Source organism: Mycobacterium sp. E3339 (assembly GCF_001666915.1).
Classification (GTDB): Bacteria; Actinomycetota; Actinomycetes; order Mycobacteriales; family Mycobacteriaceae; genus Mycobacterium.
This window is the reverse complement of sequence record NZ_LZIZ01000204.1, coordinates 1-9927: the sequence shown is the minus strand read 5'-3', so window position 1 is coordinate 9927 and position 9927 is coordinate 1. Positions and strand designations below refer to the sequence as shown.

General features: G+C 69.8%; 7 protein-coding genes and 2 pseudogenes. 5 read left to right on the top strand and 4 right to left on the bottom strand.

Annotated features, from left to right (window positions below; translation table 11 throughout):
- Positions 1-79, bottom strand: a pseudogene (locus A5702_RS27045) (hypothetical protein); the annotation flags it as partial.
- Here A5702_RS27045 and A5702_RS19080 point away from each other — a divergent pair.
- The 3 genes and pseudogenes from A5702_RS19080 to A5702_RS19070 all read left to right on the top strand — a co-directional run.
- Positions 70-867 (top strand): annotated as a pseudogene (locus A5702_RS19080) (L,D-transpeptidase family protein); the annotation flags it as partial. The pseudogenes A5702_RS27045 and A5702_RS19080 sit on opposite strands and share 10 nt — an antisense overlap.
- Before the next feature lie 145 nt (positions 868-1012).
- The gene (locus A5702_RS19075; RefSeq protein WP_156349468.1) at positions 1013-1588 is read left to right on the top strand and encodes a TetR/AcrR family transcriptional regulator; all 576 of its coding nucleotides are present in this window, start codon (positions 1013-1015) and stop codon (positions 1586-1588) included.
- A 2-nt stretch (positions 1589-1590) separates the two neighbouring features.
- Positions 1591-3837, top strand: a complete 2247-nt coding sequence (locus A5702_RS19070; RefSeq protein ID WP_068222735.1) for a molybdopterin-dependent oxidoreductase — start codon at positions 1591-1593, stop codon at positions 3835-3837.
- Here A5702_RS19070 and A5702_RS19065 read toward each other — a convergent pair.
- Positions 3821-5806 (bottom strand): M13 family metallopeptidase, encoded by a 1986-nt coding sequence (locus A5702_RS19065; RefSeq protein WP_068222733.1) that lies wholly within the window; start codon positions 5804-5806, stop codon positions 3821-3823. The genes A5702_RS19070 and A5702_RS19065 overlap by 17 nt on opposite strands.
- 41 nt (positions 5807-5847) lie before the next feature.
- Here A5702_RS19065 and A5702_RS19060 point away from each other — a divergent pair, with 41 nt between their 5' ends.
- On the top strand, positions 5848-6489 hold the full coding sequence (locus A5702_RS19060) for a hypothetical protein (RefSeq protein ID WP_068222729.1): 642 nt from the start codon (positions 5848-5850) through the stop codon (positions 6487-6489).
- Positions 6486-7169, top strand: coding sequence for a hypothetical protein (locus A5702_RS19055; RefSeq protein ID WP_068222726.1), 684 nt, complete (start codon positions 6486-6488; stop codon positions 7167-7169). Before A5702_RS19060 ends, A5702_RS19055 begins: the two co-directional genes overlap by 4 nt.
- Here A5702_RS19055 and A5702_RS19050 read toward each other — a convergent pair whose 3' ends face one another.
- Entirely contained in the window at positions 7170-7694 is a 525-nt protein-coding gene (locus A5702_RS19050) for a hypothetical protein (RefSeq protein ID WP_068222723.1), read from the bottom strand.
- The coding region (locus A5702_RS19045) for an MMPL family transporter (RefSeq protein WP_068222720.1) at positions 7691-9927 on the bottom strand (2237 nt) is incomplete at its 5' end. The genes A5702_RS19050 and A5702_RS19045, both read right to left, overlap by 4 nt.

The window sequence follows — 9927 nt, the reverse complement described above, 5'->3', positions numbered from 1 at the left end:
TGGGGGCGGCGACCTGGAAGGCCGTCACGTAGAGGCCCGACGCCCCGTCGGGATCGTCGGCCCCGCTGCGCATCTGTGCCCCCGTGGATGCCCCCGGCGGCACAGCCGGCGGCGGCCTCGGCCGACGGGCAGAACCCCGCACCGTTCACCGGAACGGCGCCGTTCGGCCCGCCGTCGTTCGTCCCCAAGGGCGGTTCGACCGTGGGCGTGGGCCAGCCGATCATCATCAACTTCCCCGGAACGGTCGAGAACGCCGACGCGGCGATCGCCGCCGTGCACGTCTCGTCGGTGCCGCCGGTCCCGGGCAAGTTCTACTGGATGACCCCGACGCAGTTGCGCTGGCGGCCCATCAATTTCTGGCCCGCGCACACCGCGGTCACCGTCGACGCCGGTGGGACCGTGTCCACCTTCCAGACCGGTGACACGCTGATCGCCACGGCCGACGACGCGACCCATCAGCTGACCATCACCCGCAACGGCACCGTGGAGAAGACCTTCCCGATGTCGATGGGCATGACGTCGGGCAACCACCAGACCCCCAACGGCACCTATTACGTGCAGGACAAGAAGGCGTCGGTGGTGATGGACTCCTCGACCTACGGGGTGCCGGTGAATTCGACCTACGGCTACAAGGTCACGGTGGAGGACGCGGTCCGCTTCGACAACGTCGGCGACTACGTGCACAGCGCGCCGTGGTCGGTGGACGACCAGGGCAAGCGCGACGTCAGCCACGGGTGCATCAACATCAGCCCCGCCAACGCGAGGTGGTTCTTCGACAACTTCGGTCCGGGTGACCCGATCGTCGTGAAGAACTCCAGCGGTGGCTCGTACAAGAAGAACGACGGCTCCGCCGACTGGATGAACTAAGCCCCTAGCCCAGCACTCGCAAAATCGCCCATTCCGGTCCGGAATTGGGCGATTTTGCGTCTGCTCGCCAATGGAGGCGGGGGGCTTCCGCGGGCCTAGGGATTATGTATAGCATCATACATAAGGTCTGACCCGAGGAGCGGCGATGCGCAGTCCACGCGAGCGGATGGTGGTCTCCGCCGCGCTGTTGATCAGGGAGCGGGGCGCGCACGCCACCGCGATCTCCGACGTCCTGGAACACAGCGGCGCGCCGCGCGGATCGGCCTACCACTATTTCCCGGGCGGGCGAACCCAATTGCTCTGCGAGGCGGTCGATTACGCGGGCGAGCATGTCGCGGCAATCATCGCCGAGGCCGAGAACGGGCCGGCGCTGCTGGACACCCTGATCGACAAGTATCGCCGGCAGCTGCTCGACAGCGACTATCGCGCGGGCTGCCCCGTGGTCGCGGTTTCGGTGGAGGCGGGGGAGGAAGAGCGCATGGCGCCGGTCGTCGAGCGCGCCGCGTCGGTATTCGACCGCTGGACCGATCTGATCGCGCAGCGCTTCATCGCCGACGGGGTGGCACCCGAGCGGGCCGCCGACCTGGCGGTGCTGGCCACCACCGCGCTCGAGGGCGCGATCGTGCTGGCCCGCGTGCGCCGCGACCTCACCCCCCTCGACGTCGTGCACCGCCAGCTACACCGCCTGCTGTCGGCCGAGGCGACCAGGAAGGACGTCTGACAATGACCGGTGAATGGAAATCCACGGCCTGCATCCTCTGCGAATGCAACTGCGGCATCGTCGTGCAGGTCGAGGACCGGCGGCTGGCCCGCATCCGGGGCGACAAGGCGCACCCCGCGTCGCAGGGCTACACCTGCAACAAGGCGCTGCGGCTGGATCACTATCAGAACAGCGGCGCTCGGCTGACCTCGCCACTGCGCCGGCGCGCGGACGGCAGCTTCGAGGAGATCGACTGGGACACCGCGATTGTCGAGATCGCCGAGGGGTTCAAGCGAATCCGGGACAGCTACGGCGGGGACAAGATCTTCTACTACGGCGGTGGCGGCCAGGGCAATCACCTGGGCGGGGCCTACAGCGGCGCCTTCCTGAAGGCCCTGGGGTCGCGCTATCGGTCAAATGCCCTGGCGCAGGAGAAGACCGGCGAGGCCTGGATCGACGGGCAGCTGTACGGCGGTCACACGCGAGGCGAATTCGAGCACGCCGAGGTGTCGGTGTTCGTCGGGAAGAACCCGTGGATGTCGCAGAGCTTCCCCCGCGCCCGGGTGGTGCTCAACGAGATCGCCAAGGACCCGGCCCGCTCGATGATCGTCATCGACCCCGTCGTCACCGACACCGCCAAGATGTCCGACTTCCATCTGCGGGTGCGGCCCGGCACCGACGCGTGGTGCCTGGCCGCGCTGGCGGCCGTCCTGGTCCAAAAAAACCTCTGTGACGAAACGTTTCTCGCCGAGCACGTGCGCGGCGCCGACGCCGTCCGGGCCGCGCTGCGCGAGGTGCCCGTGTCCGACTACGCGCAACGGTGCGGGGTCGACGAGGAGTTGTTGCGGGCGGCGGCCCGCCGCATCGGCGCGGCGGCCAGCGTCTCGGTGTTCGAGGACCTCGGGGTGCAGCAGGCGCCCAACAGCACGCTCTGCTCGTATCTGAACAAGCTGCTGTGGATCTTCACCGGCAACTTCGCGAAAAAGGGCGGCCAGCACCTGCATTCGGCGTTCGGGCCGCTGTTCGGCCAGTTCTCCGGCCGCACCCCGGTCACCGGCGCCCCGATCATCGCCGGATTGGTGCCCAGCAACGTCGTGCCCGAGGAGATCCTCACCGACCACCCGGACCGATTCCGGGCCATGATCGTGGAGAGCAGCAATCCCGCGCACTCGCTGGCCAACTCGGCGGCCTGCCGGGAGGCCTTCAAAGCGCTCGAACTGATGGTCGTCATCGACGTCGCGATGACCGAGACCGCCCGACTCGCGCACTACGTCCTGCCCGCGGCCTCCCAGTTCGAGAAACCGGAGGCGACGTTCTTCAATCTGGAGTTCCCGCACAACGCCTTTCAGCTGCGCCGGCCGTTGCTCGAGCCGCTGCCCGGAACGCTGCCCGAGCCGGAGATCTGGGCCCGGCTGGTCCAGGTCGTGGGCGTCGTCGAAGACGCGGACCTGCGGCCGCTGGCCGAGGCGGCCCAGCGCGGCCGGCAGGCGTACACCGAAGCGTTCCTGGCCGCCACCGCGACCAACCCGACGGTCGCGAAGCTGCTGCCCTACGTCCTCTACGAGACCCTCGGGCCCACCCTGCCGGACGGCCTGCGCGGCGCGGCCGCCCTGTGGGGGCTCGCCCAGAAGGCCGCGCTCACCTATCCCGAGGCCGTGCGCCGCGCCGGCCACGCCGACGGCAATGCCCTGTTCGACGCGATCCTCGACAGCCCGTCCGGGGTGACGTTCACCGCGCACAACTACGAGGACGACTTCGCGTTGATCAGCCATGCCGATCACAAGATCGCGCTGGAGATCCCGGAGATGCTCGACGAATTGGGTGCATTGGCCGCGGCGCCGCCGCAGCTGACCACGCCGGAATTTCCGATCGTGCTGTCGGTGGGGGAGCGCCGCGCCTACACCGCCAACGACATCTTCCGCGACCCGTCGTGGCGCAAGCGCGACGCGGACGGGGCGCTGCGCGTCAGCGTCGAGGACGCCCAAACGCTGGGCCTGGTCGACGGGTGCCGCGTCCGCATCAGCACCGCGGCCGGCAGCGCCGAGGCCACCGTCGAGATCACCGAGACCATGCTGGCCGGGCACGCGGCCCTGCCCAACGGTTTTGGGCTGGACTACGTCGACGGCGACGGGCACACCGTGGTTCCCGGCGTCGCGCCGAACGCGCTCACCTCGACCGACTGGCGCGACCCCTACGCCGGCACGCCGTGGCACAAGCACGTGCCGGCCCGGATCGAGCCGGTGCCGGCCGCCGTCAGTTCCAGATCCTGACCCGGCGCTGCTTCTCGAGGAACAGCGCGTCGCTCTCGCCCACATCGAACGCGTCGTAGAACGCGTCCATGTTGCGGACGACGCCGTTGCAGCGGAACTCCGGCGGTGAGTGCGGATCGGTCGCCAGCCGCCGGATCGCTTCGGCCGCACGGGATTTGGTGCGCCACACCTGCGCCCAGCCGTAGAACACGCGCTGCACTCCGGTCAGCCCGTCGATGACGGGCGCGGGCCGGCCCTGTAGCGACAGCTGGTAGGCCAGCAGGGCGATCGACAACCCACCCAGGTCGCCGATGTTCTCCCCGACGGTGAACGCGCCGTTGACGTGGTGGCCCCCGCCCAACCCGCGCGGCGTGTAGGCGTCGTATTGCTCGATGAGAGCCTTGGTGCGGGAACCGAATTCGGCGCGATCGGCGTCGGTCCACCAATCCACCAGGTTGCCGTCGCCGTCGTACTTGGCGCCCTGGTCGTCGAAGCCGTGCCCGATCTCGTGCCCGATCACCGAGCCGATCCCGCCGTAGTTGGCGGCGTCGTCGGCGTCCGGGTCGAAGAACGGGGGCTGCAAAATTGCCGCGGGAAAGACGATTTCGTTCATCCCCGGGTTGTAGTAGGCGTTGACCGTCTGGGGCGTCATGAACCACTCGTCCCTGTCGACCGGGCCGCCCAGCTTGGCCAGCTCGCGGTCGTGGTTGACCGCGTAGCCGCGCCGGAAGTTGCCGTAGAGGTCGTCGCGGTCGATCACCAGCGCGGAGTAGTCGCGCCACTTCGCCGGGTAGCCGACCTTGGCGACGAATTTGTCCAGCTTCGCCAGGGCGCGCTCCCGGGTCTGCGGGGTCATCCAGTCCAGCTCGTAGATGGACTGCCGGTAGGCCGCCTTCAGGTTGTCCACCAGGGCGTCGATGCGGGCCTTGGCGTCCGGCGGGAAATGCCGCTGCACGTAGAGCTTTCCGACGGCGTCGCCCATCAGGCTCTCCACCAGCGACACCGCCCGCTTCCAGCGCTCGCGGATCTGCTCGGCGCCGGTGAGCAGGCGGCCGTAGAAGTCGAAGTCCGCGGCGACCAGGTCGTCGGTCAGCCAGGACGCGCGGGCGCGGATCAACCGCCAGCGGGCCCAGCTCTTCCACACCTCGAGGTCCTCGTTGCGCCACAGCTCGGCGAACGCGCGCAGGTAATCCGGTTGGCGCACAATCACTTCGGCGAGTCCCTCGGGGCCGGCGCCCAGGGCGGTGGCCCAGGCGGCCCAATCGAACCCCAGCGATTCGTCGCGCAGTTGGGCGAACGTGCGCAGGTTGTAGCTGAGGTCGGCGTCGCGGCGCTTGACCACGTCCCAGTGCGCCTCGGCCAGCCTGGCCTCCAGCGCGACGATGCGCTCCGCGTCCCGAGTGTGATCGGCCGAGTCACCGCCGAACACCAGGGCGAACATCCGCGCGATGTGACCCGGGTACGCCTCCAGCACCTCGGCGTGCCGCTCCTCGCGGTAGTAGGACTCGTCGGGCAGTCCGAGGCCGGATTGGGTGAGGTGCACCAGGTAACGGGCGGAGTTCTTGGCGTCGGTGTCGATGTAGGCCGCCACGCCGCCGCCCACCCCGGTGCGCTGCAGCGCGCCCACGGCGGTCGCCAACGCGTCCGCGTCGGCGGCGTCGTCGATGGTGGCCAGCTCGTCGCGCAGCGGTTGCAGGCCGCGCCGCTCGACGGCCTCCTCGTCGAGGAAGCTGGCGTAGAGATCGCCGATGCGCTGCTGGTCGGTGCCGGGGGCGGCGCCCGTCTGGCTGGCCTCGATGATCAGGTCGCGCACCTGCTCTTCGGCGCGGTCGTAGAGCTGACGGAACGCCCCGTCGGTGGCCCGGTCCGCCGGTATGTCGTATTCGGCCAGCCAGCGGCCGTTGACGTGACCGAACAGGTCGTCCTGGGGGCGGGTGTTGTCGTCGACGTGGCTCAGGTCGATGCCCGAGCGAATGGCCTCTACAGTCACCCCGCCATCCTTCCATCTTTCCCGGGTGCGACGATCGGGCCATGTCAGACGGCGAGCGAACTGAAGCAGCGGCCGAAGAGGTGGACGTCGAGGACCCCGACGAAGCCGTCGACGAGGAATCCGCCGATGGCCCGATGTTCTCCCCGTACGGCATCGCGTCGGCCGTCCTCGGGGTGCTGTCGGTGGCGGCGGTGGTGTTCGCATTCTTCCTGTGGTCCGGGCACCGCGACGACATGGCCGAACGCCGCTACCTCACCCGCGTCATGCAGACCGCGGCCGACTGGACGGGTGTGCTGATCAACATGAACAGCGGCAACGTCGACTCCAGCCTGCAGCGGCTGCACGACGGGACGGTCGGCGAACTGAACACCGACTTCGACGCGGCCATGCAGCCCTATCGGCAGGTGGTGGACAAGCTGCAGTCCAAGAGCGCCGGGCGGATCGAGGCGGTGGCCGTCGAGACGGTGCACCGCGACCTGGACACCCAGCCCGGGAGCTCCCGACCGGTGGTGACCACGAAGCTGCCGCCGTTCGCCAGCCGCCTGGACTCGGTGATGCTGGTCGCGACGTCGGTCAGTGAGAACGCCGGCGCCAAACCGCAGACGGTGCACTGGAACCTGCGCCTCGACGTGTGCGACGTGGAAGGCAAGCTGATGATCTCCGGGCTGGAGTCGATCCGATGAGAAACGTCTGGCGCCTGGTCGCCTTCGACATCCTGGCCCCGCTGGCGGCCATTGCGGCGTTGTTGGCGATCGGGCTGGTGCTGGGCTGGCCGCTGTGGTGGGTGTCGGTGTGCTCGGTGCTCGTGCTGCTGATCGTCGAGGGCGTCGGGGTGAATTTCTGGCTGTTGCGGCGCGATTCGGTCAGCGTCGGCACCGACGACGACGCGCCGGGCCTGCGCCTGGCCGTCGTCTTCCTGTGCACGGCGGCGCTGGTGGCCGCGGTGGTCACCGGTTACACGCATTGGACGCAGTCGGACCGCGAATTCAAGGACGACTCGCGTGACGTGGTCCGCGTCGCCACGGTGATGGCGGAGGCGATGGCGTCGTTCACCCCGGGCGCCCCGGACAGCTCGATCGACCGGGCCACGGCGTTGATCGTCCCGGAGCACGCGGCCGCCTTCAAGGAGCAGTACACGAAGTCCAGCTCCGAGCTGGCCCAGCACAACGTCACCGCGCAGGCCGCCACGCTGGCGGCCGGGGTCGAGGCGCTCGGGCCGGCGGCGGCGAGCGTGGCGGTGATCCTGCGGGTCACCCAGAACGCGCCGGGGCAACCGCCCAACCAATCGGCGCCCGCGCTGCGGGTCGCGCTGACTAAGCACGGCGACGCCTGGCTGGTCTCGGACGTGCTGCCGATCAGGTGATCAGTTGGACTCCGCCGAACGCGTCGACTTCACCTTGACGAACCGGTCCGAGAGGCGGCGCATCCGGATCATCAGCGCCGCCGACGGGCTGGTGCTGCCGTCCAGGTAGGCGGCGAGTTCCTCGGCGCTCGCCCCGATGCGGGAGGCGAATTCCTGTTGCGCCAGGCCGGATCGGTCGATGAGCAGCCGCACATGCCGGGCCACCTCGGCGCGCTCGTTGGCCTCCAGGTGGGTGCGGGCGCGTTCGAGCACCTCCCACAGCGCCTTGGAGATGCCGTAGGGGCGGGTGCCGTCGAGCACCTCCTCGACCTGGCGGGCGGTCCGCCCGTACGGATCGCGCTTCAGCGCGGCGGCGATGCGCTTCCAGGTGGCGATGTCGCCGCCCTGCAGGGCGGCGCGAATGGCCGAGGTCGGCCAGAACTCCACCGGCTGGTCGGGGTCGGGGGCGGGCGCGCCGTCGCGGCCGCGCGGCTCGGCGGCCTGCCGGTGGGGCGGTGCGGGGCGTCGGTCAGGTGCCAACGTCACCTCGCCTCCTCCAGCATCGCCACGGCCACCGACAGGCAGCGCTGCCTGATCTCTTCCCAGTCCGAGCGGGCGTCGTCCTCGGACCCCTGCTCGTCGTCGAAATCGCAGGGATCGGGATCAGCGAGTCGACGGACCAGCTGGCTGGCGATCCACTGCCGCCTGGGCGACTGACAACAGTAGTACCTGTCCATGCCCGCCAGCACCACGGCGGCGGTCTCGGGCTCCAACGTTTCAACCATATCCGCAAAGTCGGCGTAATCGCGGCGGCTGTTACGGCACATGATGAGGTAGCCCTTCAGGCGCAGCGTCTCGGCGCCGGTCGGGACCAGCAGCCGGTCGCCGGTGGGCAGCTGCACGTGGGTGGTTTCCACCGGGCTGCGGCGCTCGTAGAGCGGCCGGTCGGCGCTGCCGTTCTCGCTCTCCAGCGCGTCGATGGCCACCGACAGCCGCCCCCGCCACAACGTGACCGGGTGCACGGGCCGGTCCGCGCCGACGATGGCCTTGGCGATGCCGTTGCGCGAGGTCAGCCCCCCGACCAGCTTCTTGGCCCCGGCGGCGCCGTTGGTGTGCCCGTTGGTGCCGGTCCTGCGGTCGGCGGTGCCCACCACGGCGCCCGCCTTCTCGTCGTCGATGTTGACCTGATGGGGGATCTGACCGGGGTCGCGGCCGCGGTCCGGATCGGCCCCGGCCGCCGCGGCGCCCTGCCGCTCCTTGCCGTTGCGCCCACACCCGGTGAACGCCAGCGGATCGGTCACGCAGATGGCGTCGGGCGCCAAGTGCTTGAGCTTGGCGGCCGACTTGAGCACCATCCGCAGGTCGGCGTTGGGCGCCGTCAGGGCCGAGATGTCGTCGGGGATGACCACGACGTCGGCCAGGTCTACCGCGGGCAACGGCCGGTCGAAGTCGACCGACGGCAGAATCCGGGACAGCCACCCGGGTATCCACCAGTTCCACTGGGCGAACATCGCCATCAACGCCGGGACCAGCACCAGCCGCACGACGGTGGCGTCCACCGCGATCGCCACCGCGCAGGCGACGCCGATCTCGGCGACCAGCGGCATGCCCGCGAACGCGAAGCCGACGAAGACCGCGATCATGATCAGGGCCGCGCTGGTGATGGTGCGGGCGCTGGTGCTCACGCCGTACGCGACCGCGTCGCGGGTGTTGCCGGAGTGCAGGAAGCGTTCCCGGATGCGGGTCAGCAGGAAGATCTCGTAGTCCATCGACAACCCGAAGGTCATCGCGAGCACCAGCGGCGGGACGGTGCTGTCGATCGAGCTGATCTGGGCGAAGCCGAGGTCCTTCAGCCAGCCCCACTGGAACACCATCACCAGGCTGCCGTACGCGGCCGCGACCGACAGCAAGGTCATCAGCACGCCCTTGAGCGCCAGGAACACCGAGTGCACGGAGACCAGCAGCATCACGAACGCGATCAGCGCGACGATGGCCAGCACCAACGGCTCGGTCTGGGAGACCTGGTCGTCGAAGTCCTTGATCAGGGCGGTCGGGCCGCCGACGTCCACTCGCGCGGTTCCCCGGTCGGGCACCTTGGGCAGCTGCGCGCGCATCCACCCGACGGTCTCGCGCGCCCGCATGTCCTCGGGGTCCACCGACAGCACCGCCGACAGCAGGGCGCTGCCGTTGTCCTCGGCGAACTGCGGCGGGGCCACCGAGACGATGTTGGGCGCCTGCGTCATCCGCTGCCGGATCGCGCCGATGGTCTGGCCGTGTTCGGGCGAGGCCGCGCCGCCGTCGGGGAACGTGATCAGCACCCGAACCGGGCCCAGGGCGCCGGGGCCGAGGGCCTCGGCCGCCGCGCCCACCCCGGCGCGGATCTCGTGCGACGAGTCGAACTGGCGCAGCAGACTGTTGCCCAGCACCATCGACGAAGCCGGGGCGGCCATCACGAGCAGCACCAGCGAGGCCGCCAGCGCCGACATCCACGGCCGCCGCATCACCCAGCCGATCCAGCGGTTCCAGAACCGGGATTGGGCGCCGTCGGGCCGGCGGGACCAGTGCAGAAACGCCGACCTCTTGGCGGCCGACCGGCCGAACGTCGCCAGCGCCGCCGGGGTCAACGTGATCAATACCCCGGCGTTGAAGTCGATGGCGACGGGGGCGATCCTGGCCGTCGCGGTCGCGATGCTGACGTCGACCACGTTGACCCCGGCGGCGCTGGCGACGTTCGGCCGGTCGGCCGCCAAGAGGTCGGCGTTTCTGCACTGGTCCCGCC

Coding starts and splice junctions, on each gene's coding strand:
- A5702_RS19070 (WP_068222735.1), top strand. CDS start 1,591: ATGACCGGTGAATGGAAATCCACGGCCTGCATCCTCTGCGAATGCAAC.
- A5702_RS19075 (WP_156349468.1), top strand. CDS start 1,013: ATGCGCAGTCCACGCGAGCGGATGGTGGTCTCCGCCGCGCTGTTGATC.
- A5702_RS19060 (WP_068222729.1), top strand. CDS start 5,848: ATGTCAGACGGCGAGCGAACTGAAGCAGCGGCCGAAGAGGTGGACGTC.
- A5702_RS19055 (WP_068222726.1), top strand. CDS start 6,486: ATGAGAAACGTCTGGCGCCTGGTCGCCTTCGACATCCTGGCCCCGCTG.